Raw genomic sequence first — 25,526 nt, forward strand, 5'->3', positions numbered from 1 at the left:
CATATGAAACAACCTGTTGCCGCGGCGCAGCCCGGCGCTTTCGGCCGCACGCTGACGCGGCTGAAAATGGCTCACGGACGCAAGCTGGCGATCGCGCTGCCCTATTTCTGGCTGGTGCTGTTCTTCCTGCTGCCGTTCCTGATCGTGCTGAAGATCAGCTTTTCCGAGATCGCGCGCGCTATTCCGCCTTATACCGATCTGATCGCCTGGGCGGACGACCAGCTGACGCTGGTGTTCAATCTGGGGAATTATCTCCAGCTGACGGACGATCCGCTTTACGTCGACGCCTATTTACAGTCGCTGAAGGTGGCGGCGATTTCGACGCTGATCTGCCTGGTGGTAGGCTACCCGCTCGCCTGGGCGGTGGCGCAAAGCCCCGCCTCGGTGCGCAATATCCTGCTGCTGCTGGTGATCCTGCCGTCATGGACTTCCTTTCTGGTGCGCGTTTACGCCTGGATGGGGCTGTTGAACAGCAACGGTATCCTTAACCGCTTTTTAATGTGGCTGGGGGTTATCGATCATCCGCTGGCGATCCTCTATACCAATACGGCGGTCTATATCGGCATTGTCTACTGCTATCTGCCGTTTATGGTGCTGCCGATCTACACCGCGCTGACGCGCATCGACTATTCGCTGGTGGAAGCCTCGCTCGACCTGGGCGCGCGCCCGCTGAAAACCTTTTTTAGCGTGATCGTGCCGCTGACGAAGAACGGCATTATCGCCGGGTCGATGCTGGTGTTTATTCCGGCGGTAGGGGAGTACGTGATCCCTGAACTGCTGGGCGGGCCGGACAGCATAATGATCGGCCGCATCCTGTGGCAGGAGTTTTTCAATAACCGCGACTGGCCGGTCGCCTCGGCGCTGGCGGTGATTATTCTGCTGATTTTGATTCTGCCGATCATCTGGTTCCACAAGCATCAAAACAAAACCCTGGAGGAGAAGGCATGAGCAATCTGCCCGCTGTTCGTTCGCCATGGCGGCTGGTGATTCTGCTGCTGTGCTTCAGCTTCCTTTATGCGCCGATGTTGCTGCTGGTGGTCTACTCGTTCAACAGTTCGCAGCTGGTGACCGTCTGGGAGAGCTTCTCGCTGCACTGGTATCGGGTGCTGTTCCAGGACAGTGCGATGATCAGCGCGGTGACGCTGAGCCTGACCATCGCCGCGCTTAGCGCCACGATGGCGGTGGTGCTGGGCACGATCGCGGCGGTGGTGATCGTGCGCTTCGGCCGTTTCAAGGGCTCGACCGGCTTCGCCTTTATGCTTACCGCGCCGCTGGTGATGCCCGATGTGATCACCGGCCTGTCGCTGCTGCTGCTGTTTGTAGCGATGGGGCATGCGTTGGGCTGGCCAGGCGATCGCGGCATGCTGACCATCTGGCTGGCGCACGTTACCTTCTGCACCGCTTACGTCTCGGTGGTGATCAACTCGCGCCTGCGCGAGCTGGATCGCTCGATTGAGGAAGCGGCGATGGACCTGGGCGCGACGCCGCTGAAGGTCTTTTTCGTGATTACCGTACCGATGATCGCGCCAGCGCTGGTCACCGGCTGGCTGCTCGCTTTTACCCTGTCGCTCGACGATCTGGTGATCGCCAGCTTTGTCACCGGTCCGGGGGCTACCACGCTGCCGATGGCGATTTTCGCCACCGTGCGCCGCGGGGTGAACCCGGAGATCAACGCGCTTGCCTCGCTGATCCTGTTTGTGGTCGGGCTGGTCGGCTTTATCGCCTGGCGCTTTATGGCGCATGAAGAGAAGCAGCGGGTACGCGATATTCAGAAAGCGAGACGTAGCTAAAATCCGAAACCTTTGCCACTATTGATTGCAGGGTTCTGCAGCGTCAGATCGCGTCCGACAGAGGGGCGGCGCGGTCTGACGTACAGGGTGAACGTGGTCTGCTGCGATGCAAGGAGTCGGTGAATGTCGGAAGTTTTCAGAACCGGTAAAGTGGTTACGCGCTACCCGCAGGCGCCTGTTCCGGTCCTGATCGCCGGGCAGGCGATTATCGCCACCCGCTGCCTTAGCGTGCTGCTGCTGGCGAATGAGCTGGGCTATGACGGGGTGTCCGACTTTATTCACCGCAGCGCCCAGGCCTGGGACTCCACGCTGATTTTTTTCGCCAGTCAGATTATCTTTTTTATCGAGCTGCGCAGCGCCCTGACGTTGATGCGCGGTTCGCGTCGCGGTCGCGCCACTTATCTGATTACCCAGGCGATCGTGCTGCTCTATCTCTGGGCCGCGTCGATGGGCTGGATCTATCCCGAAATCTTCAGCCTCAGCGGGGCGGGCAGCATCGATATTTTGCATAATCTGCTGCTGCATAAAATGCCCGATCTGCTGGTGCTGGCGCTGCTGTTTTTGCCCGCCGCCAGCCGGCAATTTTTTCAGCGAAACTGAGTGGCTGATGCTACAATCCTGCCCCGCAAACCGGCACACCCACTCATCACAGGTTTAATCATGCATTGCGCGCTTTACGATGCAGACCGCTGTCGCTCCTGTCAGTGGCTGACACTCCCTTATCCCCAACAGCTGCGGCAGAAGCAGGATCATTTGCAGGCGCTGCTCACCGATATAACGGTCGGCGAATGGCGTTCGCCGGTGAGCTCGCCGCAGCAGGCGTTTCGCAACAAGGCGAAAATGGTGGTAAGCGGCAGCGTCGAGCGCCCGGTGCTGGGCATCGTACAGCGCGACGGCAGCCCGGTCGATCTCACCGCCTGTCCGCTCTATCCCGCCAGCTTTGCGCCAGTGTTCGAGGTGCTGAAGCCCTTTATCGCCCGCGCCGGTCTGACGCCCTATAACGTGGCGCGGCGGCGCGGCGAGCTGAAGTTCCTGCTGTTGAGCGAAAGCGCGCTCGACGGCAGGCTGATGCTGCGCTTTGTGCTGCGATCGCAGGCGAAGCTGGACCAGCTGCGCGCCGCGCTGCCGTGGTTACAGCAGCAGCTACCGCAGCTGTCGGTGATCTCCGCCAATATCCAGCCGGTGCATATGGCGATTCTGGAAGGGGAGGAGGAGATCGCGCTGACGGAAAATCAGGCGCTGGCGGAACAGCTGAATCACGTCCCGCTCTGGATTCGGCCGCGCAGCTTTTTTCAGACCAACCCGGCGGTGGCGGCGCAGCTGTATGACACCGCGCGTCAGTGGGTCAGCGAGCTGAATATCCATGCCATGTGGGATCTTTTCTGCGGCGTCGGCGGTTTTGGGCTGCATTGCGCCACGCCGGAGATGCGCCTGACCGGGATTGAGATTAGCGCCGAGGCGATCGCCTGCGCGCAGCGTTCGGCGCAGCAGCTTGGACTGAAAAAGGTGCAGTTTGCGGCGCTCGACTCCACGCGCTTCGCCACGGGCGAAGAGGCGGTGCCGGAGCTGGTGCTTGTTAACCCGCCGCGTCGCGGCATCGGCGCCGAACTGTGCGATTATCTGAGTCGTATGGCGCCGGCGTGGCTGCTCTATTCCAGCTGCAACGCTGAGACTATGGCGCAGGATATTGCCCGTCTGGAGAATTATCGCGTGCTGCGCGTGCAGCTGTTCGATATGTTTCCGCATACCACGCACTATGAGGTGTTGACGCTGCTGCAACGCAGGTAAGGAACAAGGCGGCGCGCGGCTTAAAGCGTTGCCGACGCGTCCGCCAGAGGCGTTACCGGCCAACAGTCGGGCCGGTAAAGAAGGTCAGTGCAAGCACGTTGATCGGCAGATAGCCCGACAGGCGATCAATGGGCAAACCACTTGTCGTTAATCTTTTGCAGCGTGCCGTCCGCTTTGATCGCCGCCAGCGCGTCGTTCAGCTTTTTCAGCAGCGCCTGGTTGTCAGGGCGCACCGCGATGCCGAGGCCGGTGCCGAAATATTGCGGGTCGGTGACCGGCTGGCCAACAGTGCCCAGCTGCGGATTCGCCTTCAGCCACTCATTCACTACCGCCGTATCGCCGAATACGCCGTCAAGACGGCCATTTTTCAGATCAAGGATGGCGTTCTGATAGCTGTCGTAGGCTACCGGAACCACTTCAGGATGCTTATCCTGCAAATAACGCTGATGGGTGGTGCCGTTTTCCATGCCGATGCGTTTCCCCTTCAGCGCTTCCATCGTCGGATATTTTCCTTTCGCCGCAATCACCACCGCTGAGTTGGCGTAGTAGGGCTGGGTAAAGGCGACCTGTTTGCTGCGCTCCGGCGTAATATCCATCCCGGAAATGACCGCATCATAGCGACGAAACTTCAGCGCCGGGATCAGGCTGTCGAAGGCGTTGTTAGTAAAGGTGCACTCCGCTTTGATCTGTTGGCACAGCGCGTTAGCCAGATCGATATCGAAACCGACAATCTGGTTATCGCTGTTGAGCGATTCAAAAGGCGGGTAGGTTGCGGAGGAGGCGAAACGAATTTTTTCCGCTGCGCCTGCATTCATTGCCACGCCCGCCAGCATGGCGGCCAGTAACCATTTCTTCATCGGGTCTGCTCCTGTTTTCATTATGCTATTTGCCCAGCGGCGGAAAACAAGATGCCATTTAATGCATGTTTATGCAAATAAAATGTATAATTAATGGAAAAGGCGGGTTAAACCCGCCTTTTTATGGTTACTTACCGTTTTTATCACCGCTGCAATCAGTTGCGTCGTTCAAACGCCAGCGCACGATGTTCAATCAGACGCATCAGCAGCGTCAGCAGGCCGTTGACGCACAGATAAATCAATCCGGCGGCGGCGAACACCATCACATCATAGGTGCGGCCGTAGAGCAGCTGACCGTGGCCCATTACCTCCATCAGCGTGATGGTATAGGCCAGCGAGGTGCTCTTAAACACCAGCACCACCTCGTTGGAATAGGAAGAGAGGGCGCGCTTAAAGGCGTAAGGCAGCAGAATGCGCATTGTGTCGCGGCGCGTCATGCCCAGCGCGGCGCAGGACTGCCATTGACCGGCGGGAATAGCGCGCACCGCGCCGTAAAACAGTTGGGTGGTATAGGCGGCGCTGTTTAACGACAGCGCCAGCAGGGCGCAGAGCCAGGGCTGCGAAAGCAGCTGCCACAGCCAGTCGATCTTCTGGATCGAAGGAAACTGTCCCGGTCCGTAGTAGATCAGGAAGATCTGCACCAGCAGTGGCGTGCCGGTAAACAGAGTGATATAGCCTCTTACCAGCTGGCTGACCACCGGCGTTTTCAGCGACAGCACCATGGTGAACAGCAGGGAGAGCACCAGCGCCGCCACCAGCGAGGCCACGGTGAGCGTCAGGCTGGTTTGCAGCCCTTTAAGCAGCTCAGGCAAATAGTCGAGCATCAGCTGTTCCCCCGTTCGAAGCGGGTGGTCCGCAGTTCAATGCGTTTCAGCACCGCCTGGCTCAGCAACGTAATCAGCAGATAGATTGCCGCCGCCAGCAGATACCAGGTAAAAGGCTCCTGGGTGCGGGTGGCGATACTGCGGGTTTGCAGCATCAGATCGTTAACGCTGATCAGCGAAACCAGCGCGGTATCCTTCAGCAGCACCAGCCACTGATTGCCCAGCCCCGGCAGGGCATGACGCCACATCTGCGGCATAATCAGCCGGAAAAAGATGGCCGACTTTTTCATGCCCAGCGCCTGACCCGATTCCCACTGTCCAACCGGCACCGCCTTCAGCGCGCCGCGCAGCGTCTGCGAGGCGTAGGCGGAATAGAGGATGGCAAGCGCGATCACGCCGCACAGAAAGGGACTGACGTCGAAGTTGTCGATCTGCATCTGCACCGGCAGCGTAAACAGGCCGAGGTTAATCGTGAAGCCGTCGGAGAGCAGCAGCAGCAGTTGCGAGGCGCCGAAATAGATAAACAGCACCACCAGAATTTCCGGCAGGCCGCGCAGCAGCGTCACCAGACCGGTGCCGACCCAGGCGACCGGACGCAGACGCACCGATTCCCAGCCGGCAAACAGCATCGCCAACAGCAGGCCGAGGATCAGCGCGCAAACGGCAAGGCCGACGGTCATCCCGGCGGCGCTTGCGAGTGGAAGTAATTCGTTCATCTAATTACTGCTGAAACCATTTGTTATAGATGGTTTTGTAAGTGCCGTCAGCTTTCACTTTATCCAGCGCGGCGTTAAATTTTTCCTGCAACGCGCTGTTGCCCTGACGCACCGCAATGCCGAGACCGGTGCCGAAGTAGGCTTTGTCGGTCACCTTGTCGCCGACCGCCGCCAGGTTCGGATTCTGCTTCAGCCACTCGTTGACGACCGCCGTATCGCCGAACACCGCTTCGATGCGGCCGTTTTTCAGATCGAGAATCGCGTTCTGATAGCTGTCGTAAGGCACGGTAGTGATGTCGCTCTGCTTGTCGGTCAGGTATTTCTGATGCGTGGTGCCGTTTTGCACCCCGACGCGTTTGCCTTTCAGCGCGGCGACATCCGCCACTTTTCCTTTTTGCGCGATAAACAGCGCGGAGTTTTCATAATAAGGCTTGCTGAACAGCACCTGTTTTTCACGCTCCGGCGTGATATCCATACCCGCCATCACCGCATCGAAGCGGCGGAACTTCAGGCTGGGGATCAGGCTGTCGAACGCCTGATTGGTGAAGGTGCAGGTCGCGTTCATCTCTTTGCACAGCGCGTTGGCCAGATCGACGTCGAAGCCCATGATCTTATTGTTGGCGTCAACAAACTCAAACGGAGGGTAGGAGGCTTCGGTGGCGAAACGGATCGTCTCCGCGGCGGAGGCGCTCAGGCTGATGCCGGCTAACAGGGCAGCAAGAACAAGTTTTTTCATCTTTATGGCCTTACTCAGTGCGAGAGATAGTTAGCAAACGCATCGGTTTGCGGCTGTGTAAAACGGCTGGCGTCACCCTGTTCAACGATATAGCCATTTTCCATATAGACGACGCGGCTTGCCGTTTTGCGGGCCACTTCGACTTCATGGGTGACGATAACCTGAGTGATATTGGTTTGCGCCAGCTCGCGAATAATGCTGACAATCTGCGCGGTGATTTCCGGGTCAAGCGCCGCGGTAGGCTCATCGAACAGCAGCACCGCCGGCTCCATCATCAGCGCGCGCGCGATAGCGACGCGCTGCTGCTGGCCGCCGGAAAGCTGTAACGGAAAACGATCGGCGTGAGGCGCCAGGCGCAGGCGTTCCAGCAGTTTATCGGCGCGCGCGTGGGCGCGATCTTTCTCCAGCCCCAGCACGCGGCAGGGCGCTTCGATCAGGTTCTGCTTCACCGTCAGATGCGGCCAGAGATTATATTGCTGAAAGACCATGCCGACATTCTGCCGCAGCTCACGGATCGCGCTGTCGCCCGGCTTTTTACTGAAGTCGAAATGGTGGCCGGCGATGCTTAAGGTGCCGGAGCGCGGCATCTCCAGCAGGTTCAGCACGCGCAGGAGCGAACTTTTCCCGGCGCCGCTGGGGCCCAGCAGCACCAGCGTTTCGCCTTCCGGGCACGTTAGCTGAATATCGAACAGCGCCTGCTGGGCGCCGTAAAAGCAATTAATACCGTTTAGTTGAATACTCATGCGCTGAAAATGAATAGCAATTGATGCCGCAAATCTTAACGTCGACAGAATAGTTATGCAATCATCGTGCGTTAAAATTTATTAATGAGACGTGGAATGCCTAAAGGCTAGCACAAAATCTCGTCATGTGCGGAGCGGGCGGTGAATACGTGGGAAGATTTCTCTCTTTTTGTGATAACCGCAGCGCCGCCGGGCGACGACGCTGCAAAAGAGTTTATTTTTCCAGCAGCTGGGTCAGGGTGCCGCCGCCGGGACGCTGCCAGTCGGCGACGTAGCGCACGTCGTCCAGCGTCCAGCAGGTGCCTTCGCGCACCATCAGCACTTCATCCTGCCAGCTGACGCTTTTCTCGCCCTCACGCGTCAGGCTGACGCGCAGGGGGATATTGCGCGCGTCGGTATTGGGAATCGTCGACGCGTCGGCGACTTCCGCTTTGGTGGGGCCCTGCGCCAGGCTGGAGAAGAGATCGCCCTGACGCCATTCCGCCGGTCGATCGCTTTTCGCGCTGGCGCGCAGCAGGGTCTGGTAAAGTTTTTCGCTCAGGTAAGGGCGGTAGCGCGCCAGCAGTTGGCTGTCCGGCAGACCCTGCGTCGGCTGCGCGATGCGCAGATCGTAAAATTTTTGCGCCACGGTATCCGGCCCACCCTCTACGCAAGGAGCCGCACGCGTGCCGATATCCTTATAGGCCGGCTCCACGGTAGTACAGGCGCTCAGCAGCAGGGCGGCCGGCAGTAGCGCGGCAAACGCTTTGTTTTTCATCTCATTTTCCTTATGGTTATCGGGCAAGGCTTTGTTTTATCATAAAGTATAGCCGCGCTTTTTAGCCGCACGGGTTAAACTGTTGCTGAATCGGAAAAGGAGAAAAGCATGAAATTAACCACTACCCCCGGACTCGAAGGCGAAACGATCACGGAATATTGCGGCGTGGTCACCGGCGAGGCGATTCTCGGCGCTAACATCTTCCGCGATTTTTTTGCCGGCATCCGCGATATCGTTGGCGGCCGCTCCGGCGCCTATGAAAAAGAGCTGCGCAAGGCGCGTCAGCTGGCGTTTGAAGAGATGGAAGAGCAGGCGAAAGCGCTGGGCGCCAATGCGGTGGTCGGCATCGACATCGATTATGAAACCGTCGGTAAAGACAGCAGCATGTTGATGGTCAGCGTGAGCGGCACGGCGGTAAAAACGCAGTGATCGCACGCGGTTGGCTGCTGCTGTTGGCGCTGCTGCTATGTGGATGCGGCACATCGGGCCTGGAACAGCGCCAGGGTTACAGCGTAGATACGCGGCACGCCGCGTTGGGCGCAAGGCCGCGCGTAAAGAGCATCGTTATTCACTATACCGCCGAGGCGTTTTCCACCTCGCTGGCGACGCTGACGGATAAAGAGGTCAGCGTTCACTATCTGATCCCGGCTCGTCCGCCACAGTATCGCGGCACGCCGCTGATCTGGCAACTGGTGCCGGAAAAGCAGCTCGCCTGGCACGCTGGCGTCAGCTACTGGCGCGGCGCCACGCGGCTGAATGATACCTCTATCGGCATCGAGCTGGTTAACCCCGGCTACCGTAATACGCCGCAGGGACGGCAATTTTATCCTTACCCGTCGGGCCAGATCGCCGCGCTGCTGCCGCTGCTGGAAGATTTAATCCATCGCTATGATGTAAAGCCGCAAAATATCGTCGGCCACAGCGATATCGCGCCGCAGCGCAAGCAAGATCCCGGACCGCTGTTTCCCTGGGCGCAGCTGGCGGCGCAGGGCATCGGCGCCTGGCCGGACGGCGCACGGGTCGCCGAGCTGTTGCGCGGACGCGATCCTGATGCGCCGGTCGATCAGATTGCGCTGCTTGGTCTGCTGAAACGCTATGGCTATGAGGTCGACGCGGCGTCGACGCCGGAACAGCGGCAAAAGGTGATTGCCGCCTTTCAGATGCATTTTCGGCCCGCCGATTATCGTGGGCTGGCCGATGCGGAAACGCTGGCGATCGCCCAGGCGCTGGTGGAGAAGTATGGACGCTGAGGACGCGGCGCGTTACTGTGCCGCGAGAAAGTCCTTCCACTGACTGACTACCCGTTGCAGCGCTGCGCGGTCGACATCCATATGGGTGACCAGACGCGTTACCGGCGCCGCCGAGATCAGAATATTACGCGCCTGCATCCAGGCTTTCAGCGGGGCCGCCTGCTCCGGCGGCAGCTGCGCGAACACCATATTGGTGTGCTGGCTGACCGACAGGCCCAGCGCGCTGAGCTGCTCCGCCAGCCATCGGGCGTTGTCGTGATCCTCTTTCAGACGCATCACGTTGTTCTCCAGCGCGTAAAGCCCCGCCGCCGCCAGAATGCCCGCCTGACGCATGCCGCCGCCGGTCATTTTACGCCAGCGGCGCGCGCGCTGAATGTACGCGTCGTCGCCGCACAGCAGCGAGCCGACCGGCGCGCCCAGCCCTTTCGACAGGCAGATGGTCAGCGTATCGCAGTAGCGGGAGAGCGCTTCCAGCGGCAGTTCCAGCGCCACGGCGGCGTTGAAGATGCGCGCGCCGTCGATATGCAGCGCCAGCTGACGCTCGCGCGTGAAGCGATACGCCTCAGCCAGATAGTCGACCGGCAATACCTTGCCGCCGAATGTGTTTTCCAGGCTCAGCAGACGCGTGCGCGCAAAATGTATATCGTCAGGCTTGATAAAGGCGGCCACCTTTTCCAGCGGCAGCGTGCCGTCTTCCGCCGCTTCGATCGGCTGCGGCTGAATGCTGCCCAGCACCGCCGCGCCGCCCGCTTCATATTTATAGTTATGCGCCTGCTGGCCGACGATATATTCCTCGCCGCGCTCGCAGTGCGAGAGCAGGGCGACAAGGTTCGCCTGGGTGCCGGTAGGCAGAAACAGCGCGGCCGCTTTGCCGCTCAGACGGGCCGCCTCCGCTTCCAGCGCGTTGACGGTGGGATCGTCGCCATAGACATCATCGCCGGTGCGGGCGGAAACCATTGCCGACAGCATGGCCGGCGACGGACGGGTGACCGTATCACTGCGTAAATCTATCAACAGGATGCTCCTCAAAAAAACGGGCGCCGGGCGCCCGTGTACAGGGGGATTCTGTTTTACCGCAGCCAGTTGGTTTTTGCCAGCTCAACGACTTCGTCGCCGCGGCCGTTAATGATGGCGCGCAACATATAGAGGCTGAAGCCTTTCGCCTGCTCCATTTTGATCTGCGGCGGCATCGCCAGCTCCTCTTTTGCGGTAATGACGTCCAGCAGCACCGGACCGTCATGGGCGAACGCCTCCTGAATCGCGCCGTCGAGATCGGACGCTTTCTCCACCCGAATGCCCTTTACCCCGCAGGCGGCAGCGATAGCAGCAAAGTCAGGATTTTGCAGATCGGTGCCGTCGGTCAGGTAGCCGCCCGCTTTCATCTCCATGGCCACGAAGCCCAGCACGCTGTTGTTGAACACCACCAGCTTCACCGGCAGTTTCAGCTGCGCCACCGAGATAAAATCGCCCATCAGCATGCTGAAGCCGCCGTCGCCGCACATCGCCACCACCTGGCGCCGTGTATCCAATGCCTGCGCGCCCAGCGCCTGCGGCATTGCGTTGGCCATCGAACCGTGGTTAAACGATCCCAGCAAACGACGCTTGCCGTTCATCTTCAGATAGCGCGCCGCCCAGACCGTCGGCGTGCCGACGTCGCAGGTGAAGATGGCGTCTTCGCTGGCGAAGTCGCTCAGCCGCTGCGCCAGGTACTGCGGATGGATCGGCTGCTTATCGTTGGGCTTCGCCAGCTCGTCCAGCCCTTTACGCGCATCGGCGTAGTGCGCCAGCGCGTTATCAAGAAAGGCGCGGTCGGTTTTGGTTCGCAGGCGCGGCAGCAGCGCGTTCAGCGTCGCTTTGACATCGCCCACCAGCGCCATATCGACATGACAGTGCGCGCCGATGCTGCCGGGGTTGATATCCAGCTGAATAATTTTCGCTTTGGTGGGGTAAAAGGCGCGATAGGGGAACTGGGTGCCGAGCAGCAGCAGCGTATCGGCGTTCATCATCGCGTGGTAACCAGAGGAGAAACCGATCAGGCCGGTCATTCCTACGCTGTAAGGATTGTCATATTCGATATGCTCTTTGCCGCGCAGCGCATGTACCACCGGCGCCTTCAGCGCGGCGGCCAGCTCGACCACCTGCTGATGCGCGCCCGCGCAGCCGCTGCCGCACATCAACGTTATGTTTTCCGCTTCGTTCAGCAGCGCCGCCAGCTTATCCAGCTCGCTTTCCGGCGGCTGCATAACCGGCTGCTGCGGCGGATACCAGGCGGAGGAGGCTTCTTCCGGGGCAGGCTTCAGCGCGACGTCGCCCGGCAGCACGACGACAGAGACGCCGCGATTCAGGATCGCCTTACGCATGGCAATGCCCAGCACCTGCGGCAGCTGTTCAGGGTTGGAAACCAGCTCGCAATAGTGGCTGCATTCGCGGAACAGCTCCTGAGGATGCGTTTCCTGGAAGTAGCCGCTGCCGATTTCACTGGAGGGAATATGGGCGGCGATCGCCAACACCGGCACATGATTGCGGTAGCAGTCGAACAGCCCGTTGATGAGATGGAGGTTGCCCGGACCGCACGATCCGGCGCAAACCGCCAGTTGACCGCTGATTTGCGCCTCGGCGCCAGCGGCGAAAGCGGCAACCTCTTCATGACGCGTCGGCATCCAGTCGATGGTGCCCATACGATTGAGGCTGTCGCTCAGCCCGTTAAGAGAATCTCCGGTGACTCCCCAGATACGCTTGACGCCCGCGCTTTCCAGCGTTTGCGCAATCAGCGCGGCAACGGTGTGCTTCATAGTGGATCCTTACTGTTGTGGGCCATCATCCCGATGGCAAGACTCAGACGCTAAAAAGTCTAGTCAATGCGTGATGAAACAGTAGAGCCACTGTGAAACGAGGTATGTCCGCGGCGTCAGGCCAACTCGATATCGCCCGCCGGCTGGCAGCTGCAGGCCAGCACGTAGCCCGCCGCGATCTCTTCCTCCGTCAGGCCGACTGTGCTGCTGGTCTGGTAATCGCCGCTTGTGACGCGCGTTTTACAACAGCCGCAAACGCCGGCGCGGCAAACCGCTTCCACCGGCAGCTTATGCTGCTCCATCGCCGCCAGCAGCGACCAGCCCGCCGGGAATGCGCCGCCTTTCAGCGGCTGCGAAGCGCTGCTCAGGTGATAGCGCACGCCGCTGTCGGCCACCTCGTCGGAGACGCCAGCGGTAAACTGCTCGCGCAGCACCCGACTGGCGCCCAGTTCGCGCACCGCTTTTTCCGCCAGATCCATATAAGGCTGCGGGCCGCACATCATCACCGTGCGGCGCGCCATATCGGGCACCCGCTGCGCCAGAATATCAGGCGTCAGGCGGCCAGAGAGCATCTGCGCTTCCGGCTGCTGCTCGGCGATAATCGTCAGCTTCAGCCAGCTGCTCAGCTGTTGCAGCTCAGCGGCGAAGATCACGTCGCGCGGCGAGCGTACGCTGTAGATCAGCTGCACGTCGGTTTCCGGGCGATTGCGATGCAGCCAGCGCGCCATCGACATTACCGGCGTAATGCCGCAGCCGGCGGCCAGCAGCAGGTAGTGCGACGCGGGATGCTGCTCGCAGCTGAAGTTGCCCTGCGGATCGGAGAGCCAGACGAAATCGCCCGGCTTAACCTGCTGCGTCAGCCAGCTGGAGCCTTTCCCCTGTTCAATATGACGAATGGTCAGGGTGATAAAGCGGCTCTGACCCGGCGTGGAAGAAAGCGTATAAGCGCGCACTTCATCACTGTTGCCGATGCGCACCAACGCGAACTGGCCCGCCTGCCAGCGATAAAAATCGTGGTCAATCAGCGCCAGCGTCCAGACGTCCGGCGTTTCCTGAATAATGTGATGCACCTGCATGCGCCAGGGGCAAAGCGTCGTGCTGTTCATGGTTTACTCCTCCGTGCCCAGAATGGCGGCGAGATCGTTTTCCGCAGTGGTGACCGGGATCAGGCCGAACTCTTTTTCCAGAATGGCGATCAGGTTATCAGTGAGGAACGCCGGCGCGGTCGGGCCGGTACGGATATTCTTCACACCGAGCGCCAGCAGGGTCAGCAGTACCACGATCGCTTTTTGTTCAAACCAGGAAAGGATCAGCGACAGCGGCAGATCGTTAACGCCGCAGTTCAGTTTTTCCGCCAGCTTCACTGCCAGCACGATGGCGGAGTAGCTGTCGTTGCACTGGCCGACGTCAAGCAGACGCGGCAGCCCTTCCAGCGTGCCGAAATCGAGCTTGTTGAAGCGGTATTTGCCGCAGGCGAGCGTCAGGATCAGGCAATCTTTCGGCACCGCCATCGCCAGATCGGTATAGTAGCTGCGTTTGTCGCGGCTACCGTCACAGCCGCCGACCAGGAAGACGTGGCGCAGTTTTTTCTGTACCGCCAGGTCGATAATGGCGTCGCAGGAATCGAGCAGCACGCGGCGGCCAAAGCCGACGGTAATCTGATGCGGAATTTCATCCCACGGGAAGCCTGCCATGTTCTGCGCCTGTTCAATCACCGGCGAGAAATCGTCGCCGTCAAGATGGTTGACGCCCGGCCAGCCGACGATGCTGCGCGTCCAGATGCGCTGCTGATAGTCGCCGACGGTGGGATCGATAATGCAGTTGGAGGTCATCACGATCGGGCCAGGGAAGCGGGCGAACTCGGTCTGCTGGTTCTGCCAGCCGCTGCCGTAGTTGCCGACCAGATGCGGGTATTTATTCAGGTCAGGATAGCTGTGGGCCGGCAGCATTTCGCCATGCGTATAAACGTTGATGCCGGTGCCGGCGGTTTGCTCCAGCAGCAGCTGCAGATCTTTCAGATCGTGGCCGGAGATCAGGATCGCTTTGCCAGCGACCGGACGCACGTTGACCTGAACCGGCTGCGGATCGCCGTAGGTGGTGGTCTGCGCTTCGTCCAGCATCTCCATAATGGCGAAGTTCATTTTACCGATGTGCATCGCTTCGGCCAGCAGCTCTTCAATATTGTTCGGGCGGGTGCCGAGCCACGCCATAATCTGATGATACTGCTTATAAATGTCGTTATCGTAGCGGCCGTGAACGTGGGCGTGCTCCATATAGGCGGCGGCGCCTTTCAGGCCGTACAGGCAGAGCAGGCGCAGACCGACGATATCTTCATGATCGTCGCCAGCGTTGAGCGCGAACGCCTGCGCCTGCTGTTGCAGGATTTCCGCATCGTTGCTGGTCAGCGTGATATCCGCCAGCGGATGCTCCGGCTGCGTCAGACCGAGCAGCGCGCAGCGCGCTTTCAGGCTGTCGCGATAGCTCTGCGCCTGAAAGGCGTAATCGATGATGCGATCAGAGTCGAAGTTGACGTTGGTCAGCGTGGAGAAGAAACCGCGTGGCGCAAAGCTGTCGATTTCATGATCGATCACCCCCTGCGTGCGCGCATGCAACGCCCAGGCGGAAAGGCTTTGCAGCACAGCGATCAGCAGATCCTGCAGGTCGGAAGTTTGCGCGGTTTTGCCGCACATGCCCTGCGCCCAGGCGCAGCCGTTGCCAGCAGGAGTTCTTATTGTTTGCTCACATTGAATACAGAACATAGTATCATCTCGTTATAAGTTGTATTTCACATGCAACTTATAAAGATCGACGAGGGCTGCTGGCAAGAAAAGTCTTAACTAACTGCAACCAATTTGATCTGAAGCAAAAGGGAAAGCGGCGGCCCGTTACAGGCCGCGCGTTAATCAGGATGAGAAAAGGGCGATCAGCACCGGCGCCGCCAGGCTGAGGGCAAAGCCATGCACAATGGCGGCTGGCACGATTTCAATGCCGCCGGCGCGTTGCAGGACGGGCAAGGTAAAATCCATCGACGTGGCGCCGCACAGGCCCAGCGCGCTGGAGCGGTGCTGACGAATTAGTGCTGGAATCAGCATGATCGCCAACAGTTCGCGCAGCAGATCGTTAAAAAAGGCGGCGCTGCCGATAACCGGACCAAAGCTTTCGGTCATCAGGATGCCGGAAAGGGAATACCAGCCGTAGCCGCTAGCCAGCGCCAGGCCGGTGGTTAACGGCAGGCCCAGCATCAGCGCCGCCAGCATGCCGCCGACAAAGGCGCTGAGACAGACCACCGCCGCCACGATCATGCCGCGTCGGTTCAGCACGATCTGGCGCAGCGTCATGCCGCTGCCGCGCAGTTGCAGACCCACCAGGAACAGAAGCAGTAACAGGGCGTATTCGCTCGCCTCGGTCGCATGATGCAAAAACGTCCAGTCGGTTAAGCCGAGCAGAAAGCCCAGCACCACCACACCGAGCAGCTTCAGAGACTCCAGCGCCATATGCAGCCGCGAAGGCAATGCTTCCTGGTGATGCTGATGGCGCCAGGGACGCCGCTTTTCCAGCAGGCGCAGCGCGATAAGGTTGCAGGCCAGAATCGCAATGACGCTAACGCTGGCGATATGCACAATCGCCAGCAAATTGGCCGCCAGGTTGTCAAGAAACGCCAGGCTAATACCCATAAAGAAGAGAATAATATAAACCATCCAGCTCAGCAGACGATTAAGCAGACGTTGCAGACCAGGCGATTTCAGCGGCAGTAAGTAACCAATAACCAAAGGCAGAAGAATGATGAGTAATCCTGAGTACATATCCCTGTAAAATCCTTAAAGAAATGTGATGTGTACCACGCTAGCTAAAAACCCAAGGGCCGTAAAGCCTGGCGTTACAATAATCATCCGATGTTTCCATTTGAGCTTTTTCTCTGAGACGTTGAAAAAAAGCGTTTGGCTTGTGCCAAAAGATGCATTTAAAATGCAACTTATAAATACATCATGAGGGTCATTCAATGTCATTACGCACTACGTCTCTGGGCGAGATCGCCATTACCATTCCCGGTTCTACCGCTGTGTTCCATAAATACGATCTCGATTTCTGCTGTGGCGGCAAGCGTACGCTGGGAGAGATGGCGGAGCGGCGTGGCCTTGATATCGACCAGATTGAGCAGGAGTTACAGCAGCTGACGCAGCAGGAAAACGGCGATGAAAAATGGCGTGACGCGCCGCCTGGCGCGCTGATTGAGCATATTATCGCGCGTTATCATAATCAGCATCGCCAGCAGCTGCCTGACCTGATCGCGATGGCGGAAAAAGTGGAGCGCGTTCATGGCGCAAAGCCCGCCTGTCCGCGCGGCCTGGGGAAAGTGATCGATGAAGTTTACCAGCACCTGACCAGCCATATGATGAAAGAGGAGCGCGTGCTGTTTCCAATGATTGCGCAGGGTTTCGGCTCGCACGCGGGCGATCCGATCGCCGTAATGGAGATGGAACATAATGAGGCGGGCGAGCAGTTAGAAACGATCAAAGCGCTGACCAATAATCTGACGCCGCCGGAAGGCGCCTGTACCACCTGGCGCGCGCTTTACACCGGCATCGATCGTTTTATCCAGGATTTGATGCAGCATATCCACCTGGAAAATAATCTGCTGTTCCCACGCGCGCTGCGCGGCGAATAATCGTTAAGTAAACGGCTCCCTGGTGACAGGCAGTAGTGACCAGGACGCCGCTAATCTTCAGCATGCGTTTTTCCAGCGGCGCATGCTGTTGCTGACCTCCCGCAGATCTTCAACAATCTGAACGCTCGCTTTCGCGCCCGCTCTCTTTATTACGCAGCCTATACCCTAAAAGAAAAATATGGGCGCCGTCAGGCCGTTAAGCGCGCGTGGCACAAATGGTGTAGCGCAGAATCGCGCAACAACTATGCTTTGGCTCGCGCCGTCGTCAAAGCGTAAAACGCGTGATGGGACACAGTAAGCTTTTTATGCTGTTCGGCGCGTTGGCGCAGGCGAAAGAGAGCGGAGCAGGGTTGAAATAAATCGCGTTACCCCCATCCTTAAAGCGTAACCATAGTGTGTAATAAAAATGCCAGCATCCGTGGCTGGCATTTTTTAGTCGGGTTGTACAGAATGTGTCAGCACAGGTTCAGGCCCGAATGCCTTCGGCCGCTTCCAGTGGAACAATAAGGCTGGCGTGATTGCCTTTCGGCCCTTCATGTACAGCAAACTGAACGGGTTGCCCGGCTTTGAGCGTCCTGTATCCCTCCATCTGGATTGAGGAATAATGGGCAAAGATATCATCGCCGCCGCCGATCGGGCAGATAAAGCCGAATCCTTTGGCGTTGTTGAACCATTTAACTGTACCCTTCTCCATACTTCTGGTTCCCTCGCAAGACGTTTTTTACTGTGTAGGTGAGGTAGCGAAGCTGCATTGAGCTGTTTAAAACTCAATCAGCCTGAGCTTGTAGAATGTAGAGAAACGGGGGGAAGCGTCAAGCCATCGGCGGGGTCGGATATTGATCAAATCGCCAAAGTTTGAGGCAGTTAACGCTATTTTCAATTTTGTGATAGCGGTCGCGCCTTCTGGCGAGCGGATATTTTTTCACCCGCGCGAAGCCCTACGGCGCGCGTGTTACACTGATGATATGGCATGCGGCTTTTCGTGCCAGCGCGCAACACAGATTACGACGGAACACTATGGGAAACACTAACGACTGGCTTAACTTTGAACATCTTGCAGAAGAGAAACTGCGCGAAGGTCTCAAGCCGCCTTCGATGTATAAAGTTATACTCAACAATGACGATTACACACCTATGGAATTTGTTATTGACGTTCTGCAAAAGTTCTTTTCTTATGATATTGAGCGTGCAACGCAACTGATGCTCAAGGTGCATTATCAGGGTAAGGCGATTTGCGGCGTGTTTACCGCCGAGGTGGCGGAAACCAAGGTCGCGCAGGTAAATCGCTATGCTAAAGAGCATGAGCATCCGTTGCTGTGTACGCTGGAAAAAGCCTGATCGGCGTCGTGCCATTCCGGCATGAACTGTAGGGCGATAATTGGGGGAGGTGCCTAATGCTCAATCAAGAACTGGAACTCAGTTTAAACATGGCTTTCGCCAGAGCGCGTGAGCACCGTCATGAATTTATGACCGTCGAGCATCTGTTACTGGCATTGCTCAGTAACCCGTCGGCCAGAGAGGCACTGGAAGCCTGTACGGTGGATATTGTGGCTCTGCGTCAGGAGCTCGAAGCCTTCATCGAACAAACCACGCCGGTGCTGCCGGTAACGGAAGAAGAGCGCGACACGCAACCAACGCTCAGCTTTCAGCGGGTATTGCAGCGCGCGGTTTTCCACGTTCAGTCGTCCGGCCGCAGCGAAGTGTCCGGCGCGAATGTGCTGGTGGCTATTTTCAGCGAGCAAGAATCGCAGGCGGCCTATCTGCTGCGCAAGCACGAAGTCAGCCGTCTCGACGTGGTGAACTTTATCTCCCACGGCACGCGTAAAGATGAACCGGGCCAGTCGCAGGGGCCTGAAAATCAGATCAACGAAGAGCAGGCAGGCGGGGAGGAGCGTATGGAAAACTTCACCACCAATCTTAACCAGCTTGCTCGCGTTGGCGGTATCGATCCGCTGATCGGCCGCGACAAAGAGCTGGAGCGTACGGTTCAGGTACTCTGCCGCCGCCGCAAAAACAACCCGCTGTTAGTGGGAGAGTCGGGCGTCGGTAAAACCGCCATTGCTGAAGGTCTCGCCTGGCGCATCGTGCAGGGCGACGTGCCGGAAGTGATGAAAGACTGCACCATCTATTCGCTGGATATCGGTTCGCTGCTGGCCGGTACGAAATACCGCGGCGATTTTGAAAAGCGCTTCAAAGCGCTGCTGAAACAGCTGGAGCAGGATGAAAGCAGCATCCTGTTTATCGATGAAATCCATACTATCATCGGCGCCGGCGCCGCGTCCGGCGGGCAGGTCGACGCCGCGAACCTGATTAAACCGCTGCTGTCGAGCGGCCGGATTCGCGTGATGGGTTCCACGACCTATCAGGAATTCAGCAACATTTTTGAGAAAGATCGCGCGCTGGCGCGTCGTTTCCAGAAAATCGACATCACCGAGCCGAGCATTGATGAAACGGTGCAGATCCTGAATGGACTGAAGCCGAAGTACGAAGCGCATCACGATGTGCGCTATACCGCGAAAGCGGTGCGTGCGGCGGTGGAGCTGGCGGTGAAATATATCAACGATCGTCATCTGCCTGATAAGGCGATCGACGTTATCGATGAGGCGGGTGCGCGCAGCCGACTGATGCCGGTCAGCAAGCGTAAGAAAACCGTCAACGTAGCGGATATCGAATCGGTCGTGGCGCGTATCGCCCGTATCCCGGAGAAAAGCGTCTCCGCGACCGATCGCGATACGCTGAAAAACCTGGGCGAGCGGCTGAAAATGCTGGTGTTCGGGCAGGACAAGGCCATCGAGGCGCTGACCGAAGCGATCAAAATGAGCCGCGCGGGTCTGGGCCACGAGCGCAAGCCGGTAGGTTCATTCCTGTTCGCCGGTCCGACCGGGGTGGGTAAAACCGAGGTTACGGTTCAGCTGGCGAAGGCGCTGGGCATCGAGCTGCTGCGTTTTGATATGTCCGAATATATGGAACGTCATACCGTTAGCCGTCTGATCGGCGCGCCTCCGGGCTATGTCGGCTTCGACCAGGGCGGCCTGCTGACGGATGCGGTGATTAAGCATCCGCACGCGGTGGTGCTACTGGATGAGATTGAAAAAGCGCATCCTGATGTATTTAACCTGCTGCTGCAAGTGATGGATAACGGCATGCTGACGGACAATAACGGACGCAAAGCGGATTTCCGCAACGTGGTGCTGGTGATGACCACCAACGCCGGCGTGCGTGAAACCGAGCGTAAATCGATCGGCCTTATCCATCAGGATAACAGCACCGATGCGATGGAAGAGATCAAGAAGATCTTTACGCCGGAGTTCCGTAACCGCCTCGACAATATTATCTGGTTCGATCATCTCTCCGCTGAGGTGATCCATCAGGTGGTGGATAAGTTCATCGTGGAATTGCAGGCGCAGCTGGACGCCAAGGGCGTTTCGCTGGAGGTCAGCGACGAAGCGCGTGAATGGCTGGCGAAGAAAGGTTATGACAAAGCGATGGGCGCGCGTCCGATGGCGCGCACCGTGCAGGAAAACCTGAAGAAACCGTTGGCGAATGAGCTGCTGTTCGGTTCGCTGGTGGAAGGGGGATCGGTTTCGGTGGCGCTCGATAAAGAGAAGAACCAGCTGACCTACCATTTCGTCAGCGCCGAAAAACGCAAAACGGAAGGCACCGTGCATTAAGTCGGCGCCAGAGCAAAAGGCCGGATGCTTCCGGCCTTTTTACTTTTTCCGACAAGCGTAAAAGCGTAAATGCCAGAAATGCGAAAGGCCGGATTATCCGGCCTTTTTTTATCAGTCAGGCGTTAATATCGCAATTAACGCAGCACTTCTATTAACGACTACGGAAGACAATGCGGCCTTTGCTCAGGTCGTACGGGGTCAGCTCAACAGTGACTTTGTCGCCCGTCAGAATGCGGATATAGTTTTTACGCATTTTACCGGAGATATGAGCGGTAACCACGTGTCCGTTTTCTAATTCCACGCGGAACATGGTGTTAGGTAACGTATCAAGTACGGTACCCTGCATTTCAATATTGTCTTCTTTGGCCATCGAATCCTCTGGGTGGACTTCCAAGTTTTGAACCGGCAAGATAATGCCGAATTCCACGAATTATGTAAAGAATAGTTGGTTATTAGACCAACGCCCGCATGCACCTGTAGCGCAGCATACAAGCATAACTTTCGTCGTCTGATGACAGTGACGCTAGCGAGGGGGAACAGCGGCTAAGAATCTGTTAACCGGTCATAACCAGAAATAACAGTTCCAGAGATGCGTGGTGATTCCCAGCCTGGTAATTCCGATGCGCTGACGCGATAAACGGACGACATACCAAACTTCCCTATTATACCACCATTCATCACGGTTGCGTGTAAAACATCTATCCACCAGCGAAAAGCGTGTCGGTCTGCCAGCATTCATCGCTAACCGGCGCGTGCGCCAGGCGGCTAAGCGCCAGCAAATAGTCGATGCGCGGGATCTCTCTCGCGCCGAGAGAGGCGGTATGCGGATTCAGCACCTGACAATCGATAAGCTGACCGCCATGCTGTTTAAAGTGTTGGCAAAACACCAGCAGCGCGGTTTTAGAGGCGTTTTCGCGGCGGCTGAACATCGATTCGCCGCAGAAAAGCTGCCCCAGCGCCAGGCCATACATGCCGCCGACCAGCTCATCCTCAAACCAGACCTCGACGGAGTGGGCGTGGCCCAGATCGTACAGGCGACCCCAGGCGCGTTTGACTTCCGGTGTGATCCAGGTTCCCTCATCGCGTGCGCTGGCGCAGCCTTCGATCACCTCGGCGAATGCGCGGTTCATGGTAACGGAGTAGGGCGAGCGGCGATGAAAGCGTTTCATGCTGCGGCTGAAATGAAAGGCGTCCGGCAACAGGACGGCGCGCGGATCGGGCGACCACCATAAAATCGGATCGCCCGGCGAAAACCAGGGGAAAATGCCACGGTGATAAGCGTTGAGAAGGCGCGCCGGGCTTAAGTCGCCGCCCATCGCCAGCAGGCCGTTAGGTTCACGCAGCGCCATTTCCGGCGGCGGAAAATTAAGCGATTCACGTGAGAGCTGAATCAGTCGCATTTCTGGAGTTCCCACTGTGTCGAGAGCTATGACTATAGCGTAATTCGCTGCTGAAAATGCCAGTAGCGGCCGCGTTTTGACAACAATTCGTGATGGCTTCCCTGCTCGATAATCTCACCTTCATCCATCACATAAATCCGGTCGACTTCACTCAGTCCCTGCAGGCGATGGGTTATCACGATCACCGTTTTATCTGCGGTGAGGCGCGCCAGCAGCGCCAGAATATGTTTTTCCGTTTCAGCATCCAACCCTTCGGTAGGTTCGTCAAGCAGCATTATCGGACTCTTGTGCAGCAGCGCACGCGCGATCGCCAGACGCCGCAATTCACCGCCGGAGAGCTGGCGGCCGCCTTCGCCCAGCCAGGCGTTTAGCCCTTCATTGCCGCTTAGCAACTTCTCCAGCCCAACCTGCTTCAGCACCGCGCACAGCGCTTCATCGCCGCTATCGGGCGCAGCCAGCAGTAAATTATCGCGCAGCGTCTGATTAAACAGGTGCACGCGCTGGCTGACCACGCTAATCTCCGCGCGCAGCGCAGGCTCGCTCCACGCGCTCAGCGGCATATCCGCCAGGCGAATTTCGCCCATCTGCGGGTCCCAGGCGCGCGTCAGCAGCTGCAACAGCGTCGTTTTGCCGCAGCCGGTCGGCCCCAGCAGCGCGACGGTTTCGCCGGGCTGAACGGTCAACGACAGATTACGCAGCGTCGGCGCCACGGCGTTGGGGTAAGAGAAGGACACGTCGGTTATCACCAATGCGCCGTGAGCGCTGGGGGAAACGCGCTTATCTTCAGGGAAAACGACGGCGGGGCGCTGGCCGATAATCTGTTGGATACGGCTGGCGGAAGCGATAACCTGACCGAGATGCAGGAACGCCGCACCTACCGGCGCCAGCGCCTCGAAAGCCGCCAGCGCGCAGAAAACGAACAGGGCGACCAGCGCGCCCGGCTGCGTGTATTGACCAACGCCGCTCGCGCTGAGCCAGAGCAGCAGCGTCACCGTCGCGCCGCTGATCAGCAACAGCAGCGCCTGTGACAGACCCGTCAGGCTCGCCTGTCGACGCTGCGCCCGCTGCCAGTTTTCTTCCGTTTCATCCAGCTGCGAACGGCTTGCCTCGACGTCGCCATACAGCGCAAGCTCCGCCTGCGCCTGGAGCCAGCGGGTGAGCTGCAGACGATAGCGCGCGCGCTGCGCGGTGATGGTTTCGCCAGCCGGACGACCGATACGATAAAACAGCGGCGGCAACAGTAGCAGCGTCAGCAGCATAATCCCGCCCAGCGTCAGCGCCAGCGCGCCGTCGAGCCAGCTAAGACCGACGGTCACGACAATAATGACCATCAACGCGCCGATAAAAGGCGAAATGATGCGCAGATAGAAATGGTCAAGGGTATCGACATCGGCGACAAAGCGGTTAAGCAGGTCGCCCTGACGAAAGCGCGCGACGCCCGCCGGCGCCAGCGGCAGCAGGCGACTGAAGGTAAAGACGCGCAGATGCTGCAATACCCGGAAGGTGCCGTCATGGCTGACCAGCCGCTCAAAATAGCGCGCGACGGTGCGTATGATGGCCGCGCCGCGTACGCCCGCCGCAGGCAACATATAGTTAAAGCTATAGAGGCCGGCGGCGCCCGCCAGCGACGAGGCGGCGAGGAACCAACCGGACAGGGTCAGCAGCCCGGTGCTGGCCAGCAGCGTAACGATAGCCAGTACGATGCCCAGCGCCAGGCGCCAGAAATGGCGGCGCCAGAGCCGCAGGAAAGGTCGCAATGTCATCATTATGCCTGTTCCTCCTGACGATGGTTCAGCAGGGCGGCGAAGGGTCCCTGCTGCTGAGTCAGCTGTTGCCAGCTGCCGCGTTGAACAAGCCGCCCGTCGCGCATTACCCAGATTTCATCCCACTGCGCCAGCTCAGTAAGCTGATGCGTCACCATTAGCGTGGTTTGCTGATGCGACGCGGTGCGCAGCGCCCGCATAACATGCTGCTCGCTGCGGGCGTCCAGGCTGGCGCCCGGCTCATCCAGCAGTAGCAGGCGGCATGACTTCAGCAGCGCGCGCGCCACCGCGATGCGCTGCGCCTGACCGACGGAGAGACCCGCGCTCTGATCGCCGACAGCGCTCTCCAGCCCCTGTGGCAGGCGCGCAATAAATTCCGCTACGCCCGCCAGCGCAAGCGTTTCCTCCAGTCGCGCTGCGGAAACCTGTTGACCGTTAAGGATGTTATCCCGCACCGTCGCGCCCGGCAGGTGTGGGTTTTGTCCCACCCAGGCGACGACGTGATGCCAGCTGCGCCGCTGCAGATCGCGCAACTCATGCCCGTTGATGCGCAGGGATCCCTGATAGGGCAGAAAGCCCAGCAGCGCGTTGATCAGCGAACTTTTTCCCGCGCCGCTCTGTCCGACCAGCGCGACCCGGCGGCCCGGCGGCAGCGTGAAATCGAGCGGCCCGGCCAGCGGCGCGCCGTCCGGCGCCGTGATAATCAGTCCCTCAGCCTCAATATGCAGAGGCTGGTCGGCTGGCAAAGCCTGTTCGCCTTCAGCGGACGCCGGGGTGGGGTGAGAAGCAAGGAAATGATGCAGCGCGTCAGCCGCGCCGACCGCCTGCGCTTTGGCGTGATAAAAAGCGCCGAGGTCGCGCAGCGGTTGAAAAAATTCCGGCGCCAGAATTAACGCGAGGAAACCAGCGAACAGTGTCACCTGGTGACCGTAGTGGCCGAAATCGAGCTCGCCCAGATAGGAGAAACCAAAATAAACGGCGACGACGGCGATAGAGATCGAAGCGAAAAACTCCAGCACCGCCGAAGAGAGAAACGCCAGCCGCAGCACCTCCATGGTGCGCTGCCGGAAATCCTCCGACGCGGTGGCGATGGCACGCGTTTCCGCCGCGCCGCGATGAAACAGGCGCAGCGTATCCAGCCCGCGTAGCCGGTCAAGGAAATCGCCGCTCAGACGCGCCAGCGCCTGAAAATTACGTCGGTTCGCATCGGCGGCCCCCATGCCGACCAGCGCCATAAACAGCGGGATCAGCGGCGCCGTCGCCAGTAAAATCAGCCCGGCTACCCAATTGACAGGAAAAATCACCAGCAAAATCAGCGCAGGAATCAGTACGGCGAGGCTCATCTGCGGCAGGTAGCGGGCGTAGTAATCCTGCATCTCTTCCAGCTGCTCCAGCAGCAGCGTTGCCCAGCTACCGGCAGGTTTGCCCTGAATCCAGGCGGGGCCAAGCTGATGCAGACGATCGAGCACCTGCTTGCGCAGCGCGCGGCGGATGCTCTCTCCCGCCCGATAGCCGACCTGTTCGCGCAGCCAGACGAGCAGGGCGCGCAGAACAAAACAGAACAACAGCAGCAGCATTGACGGCAACCACTGCTCGCGCGGCTGGTGAGCGCTGATTAACTGATGCATCAGCGTCGCCAGCAGCCAGGCCTGAGCAATAATCAGCAGCGCGCTGGCTACGCCGAGCAACGTAGAGAGGGTGGTCCAGGGGCGAGCGTAAACGCGCTGTTGACGCAGCCAGCGGGTAAGTTGATGTTGACGTTTCTTTTCCATT

At 58.8% G+C, this 25,526-nt stretch carries 25 protein-coding genes; 9 read left to right on the forward strand and 16 right to left on the reverse strand.

Features of this window, described 5'->3' with window-relative positions:
- Positions 1-3: 3 nt before the first annotated feature.
- The 4 genes from potH to rlmC all read left to right on the forward strand — a co-directional run bounded on the left by potH (position 4) and on the right by rlmC (position 3,578).
- Entirely contained in the window at positions 4-948 is a 945-nt protein-coding gene (gene potH / locus C2E16_RS07350; protein ID WP_084970286.1) for a putrescine ABC transporter permease PotH, read from the forward strand.
- Complete coding sequence (gene potI / locus C2E16_RS07355; protein WP_038627113.1) at positions 945-1,790, forward strand: putrescine ABC transporter permease PotI; 846 nt, start codon at positions 945-947, stop codon at positions 1,788-1,790. Before potH ends, potI begins: the two co-directional genes overlap by 4 nt.
- A gap of 123 nt (positions 1,791-1,913) precedes the next feature.
- A complete protein-coding gene (locus tag C2E16_RS07360; RefSeq protein WP_038627111.1) occupies positions 1,914-2,390 on the forward strand; it encodes a YbjO family protein in 477 nt (158 codons plus the stop codon).
- A 60-nt stretch (positions 2,391-2,450) separates the two neighbouring features.
- Positions 2,451-3,578 carry a 23S rRNA (uracil(747)-C(5))-methyltransferase RlmC gene (gene rlmC / locus C2E16_RS07365; RefSeq protein ID WP_084970285.1) on the forward strand — a complete coding sequence of 376 codons (1,128 nt, stop codon included), beginning with the start codon at positions 2,451-2,453 and terminating at the stop codon, positions 3,576-3,578.
- A 125-nt stretch (positions 3,579-3,703) separates the two neighbouring features.
- On the opposite strand, the gene C2E16_RS07370 is transcribed toward rlmC, so the two are convergent.
- From C2E16_RS07370 to C2E16_RS07395, 6 genes are all read right to left on the reverse strand, one after another.
- Positions 3,704-4,435 (reverse strand): arginine ABC transporter substrate-binding protein, encoded by a 732-nt coding sequence (locus C2E16_RS07370; protein WP_038627107.1) that lies wholly within the window; start codon positions 4,433-4,435, stop codon positions 3,704-3,706.
- A gap of 155 nt (positions 4,436-4,590) precedes the next feature.
- The gene (gene artM, locus C2E16_RS07375; RefSeq protein WP_038627105.1) at positions 4,591-5,259 is read right to left on the reverse strand and encodes an arginine ABC transporter permease ArtM; all 669 of its coding nucleotides are present in this window, start codon (positions 5,257-5,259) and stop codon (positions 4,591-4,593) included.
- Positions 5,259-5,975: an arginine ABC transporter permease ArtQ gene (artQ, locus tag C2E16_RS07380; RefSeq protein ID WP_084970284.1), complete on the reverse strand. Its 717-nt coding sequence runs from the start codon at positions 5,973-5,975 to the stop codon at positions 5,259-5,261. Before artQ ends, artM begins: the two co-directional genes overlap by 1 nt.
- 4 nt (positions 5,976-5,979) lie before the next feature.
- Positions 5,980-6,711 (reverse strand): arginine ABC transporter substrate-binding protein, encoded by a 732-nt coding sequence (artJ, locus tag C2E16_RS07385; protein WP_038627101.1) that lies wholly within the window; start codon positions 6,709-6,711, stop codon positions 5,980-5,982.
- Positions 6,712-6,725: 14 nt separating this feature from the next.
- Positions 6,726-7,454 (reverse strand): arginine ABC transporter ATP-binding protein ArtP, encoded by a 729-nt coding sequence (gene artP, locus C2E16_RS07390; protein ID WP_038627099.1) that lies wholly within the window; start codon positions 7,452-7,454, stop codon positions 6,726-6,728.
- Between the two features lie 214 nt (positions 7,455-7,668).
- Positions 7,669-8,211 (reverse strand): lipoprotein, encoded by a 543-nt coding sequence (locus tag C2E16_RS07395; RefSeq protein ID WP_038627097.1) that lies wholly within the window; start codon positions 8,209-8,211, stop codon positions 7,669-7,671.
- Positions 8,212-8,319: 108 nt separating this feature from the next.
- Here C2E16_RS07395 and C2E16_RS07400 point away from each other — a divergent pair, with 108 nt between their 5' ends.
- Both C2E16_RS07400 and C2E16_RS07405 read left to right on the forward strand, forming a co-directional pair.
- The gene (locus C2E16_RS07400) at positions 8,320-8,640 is read left to right on the forward strand and encodes a heavy metal-binding domain-containing protein (protein WP_038627096.1); all 321 of its coding nucleotides are present in this window, start codon (positions 8,320-8,322) and stop codon (positions 8,638-8,640) included.
- Positions 8,637-9,461 (forward strand): N-acetylmuramoyl-L-alanine amidase, encoded by an 825-nt coding sequence (locus C2E16_RS07405; protein WP_103790899.1) that lies wholly within the window; start codon positions 8,637-8,639, stop codon positions 9,459-9,461. Before C2E16_RS07400 ends, C2E16_RS07405 begins: the two co-directional genes overlap by 4 nt.
- Before the next feature lie 12 nt (positions 9,462-9,473).
- On the opposite strand, the gene ltaE is transcribed toward C2E16_RS07405, so the two are convergent.
- The 5 genes from ltaE to C2E16_RS07430 all read right to left on the reverse strand — a co-directional run bounded on the left by ltaE (position 9,474) and on the right by C2E16_RS07430 (position 16,056).
- Positions 9,474-10,475 carry a low-specificity L-threonine aldolase gene (ltaE, locus tag C2E16_RS07410; RefSeq protein WP_038627094.1) on the reverse strand — a complete coding sequence of 334 codons (1,002 nt, stop codon included), beginning with the start codon at positions 10,473-10,475 and terminating at the stop codon, positions 9,474-9,476.
- A 56-nt stretch (positions 10,476-10,531) separates the two neighbouring features.
- Positions 10,532-12,253, reverse strand: coding sequence for a ubiquinone-dependent pyruvate dehydrogenase (gene poxB / locus C2E16_RS07415; RefSeq protein ID WP_084970283.1), 1,722 nt, complete (start codon positions 12,251-12,253; stop codon positions 10,532-10,534).
- A 116-nt stretch (positions 12,254-12,369) separates the two neighbouring features.
- On the reverse strand, positions 12,370-13,359 hold the full coding sequence (hcr, locus tag C2E16_RS07420) for an NADH oxidoreductase (RefSeq protein WP_084970282.1): 990 nt from the start codon (positions 13,357-13,359) through the stop codon (positions 12,370-12,372).
- Between the two features lie 3 nt (positions 13,360-13,362).
- Positions 13,363-15,012: a hydroxylamine reductase gene (gene hcp, locus C2E16_RS07425; RefSeq protein WP_084970281.1), complete on the reverse strand. Its 1,650-nt coding sequence runs from the start codon at positions 15,010-15,012 to the stop codon at positions 13,363-13,365.
- Positions 15,013-15,156: 144 nt separating this feature from the next.
- Positions 15,157-16,056 carry a LysO family transporter gene (locus C2E16_RS07430; protein WP_084970280.1) on the reverse strand — a complete coding sequence of 300 codons (900 nt, stop codon included), beginning with the start codon at positions 16,054-16,056 and terminating at the stop codon, positions 15,157-15,159.
- A 197-nt stretch (positions 16,057-16,253) separates the two neighbouring features.
- On the opposite strand from C2E16_RS07430, the gene ytfE reads away from it, so the two are divergent.
- Positions 16,254-16,919, forward strand: coding sequence for an iron-sulfur cluster repair protein YtfE (gene ytfE, locus C2E16_RS07435; protein WP_084970279.1), 666 nt, complete (start codon positions 16,254-16,256; stop codon positions 16,917-16,919).
- A 466-nt stretch (positions 16,920-17,385) separates the two neighbouring features.
- Here the strand turns inward: ytfE and cspD are convergent, their stop codons facing one another.
- Entirely contained in the window at positions 17,386-17,613 is a 228-nt protein-coding gene (gene cspD / locus C2E16_RS07440) for a cold shock-like protein CspD (protein ID WP_038627082.1), read from the reverse strand.
- A 323-nt stretch (positions 17,614-17,936) separates the two neighbouring features.
- Here cspD and clpS point away from each other — a divergent pair, with 323 nt between their 5' ends.
- The gene (gene clpS / locus C2E16_RS07445) at positions 17,937-18,257 is read left to right on the forward strand and encodes an ATP-dependent Clp protease adapter ClpS (RefSeq protein WP_038627080.1); all 321 of its coding nucleotides are present in this window, start codon (positions 17,937-17,939) and stop codon (positions 18,255-18,257) included.
- A 56-nt stretch (positions 18,258-18,313) separates the two neighbouring features.
- Positions 18,314-20,590 (forward strand): ATP-dependent Clp protease ATP-binding subunit ClpA, encoded by a 2,277-nt coding sequence (gene clpA, locus C2E16_RS07450; protein WP_084970278.1) that lies wholly within the window; start codon positions 18,314-18,316, stop codon positions 20,588-20,590.
- Between the two features lie 151 nt (positions 20,591-20,741).
- On the opposite strand, the gene infA is transcribed toward clpA, so the two are convergent.
- The 4 genes from infA to cydD form a co-directional block, all read right to left on the reverse strand.
- Positions 20,742-20,960 carry a translation initiation factor IF-1 gene (gene infA / locus C2E16_RS07455; RefSeq protein WP_002211347.1) on the reverse strand — a complete coding sequence of 73 codons (219 nt, stop codon included), beginning with the start codon at positions 20,958-20,960 and terminating at the stop codon, positions 20,742-20,744.
- 328 nt (positions 20,961-21,288) lie between these two features.
- A complete protein-coding gene (gene aat, locus C2E16_RS07460) occupies positions 21,289-21,990 on the reverse strand; it encodes a leucyl/phenylalanyl-tRNA--protein transferase (protein ID WP_038627075.1) in 702 nt (233 codons plus the stop codon).
- 32 nt (positions 21,991-22,022) lie between these two features.
- Positions 22,023-23,756 (reverse strand): heme ABC transporter ATP-binding protein/permease CydC, encoded by a 1,734-nt coding sequence (gene cydC, locus C2E16_RS07465; protein WP_084970277.1) that lies wholly within the window; start codon positions 23,754-23,756, stop codon positions 22,023-22,025.
- On the reverse strand, positions 23,756-25,525 hold the full coding sequence (gene cydD / locus C2E16_RS07470) for a heme ABC transporter permease/ATP-binding protein CydD (protein WP_038627071.1): 1,770 nt from the start codon (positions 25,523-25,525) through the stop codon (positions 23,756-23,758). Before cydD ends, cydC begins: the two co-directional genes overlap by 1 nt.
- Between the last annotated feature and the right edge of the window lies 1 nt (position 25,526).

The sequence above is a fragment of the Mixta calida genome (assembly GCF_002953215.1).
GTDB lineage: Bacteria > Pseudomonadota > Gammaproteobacteria > Enterobacterales > Enterobacteriaceae > Mixta > Mixta calida.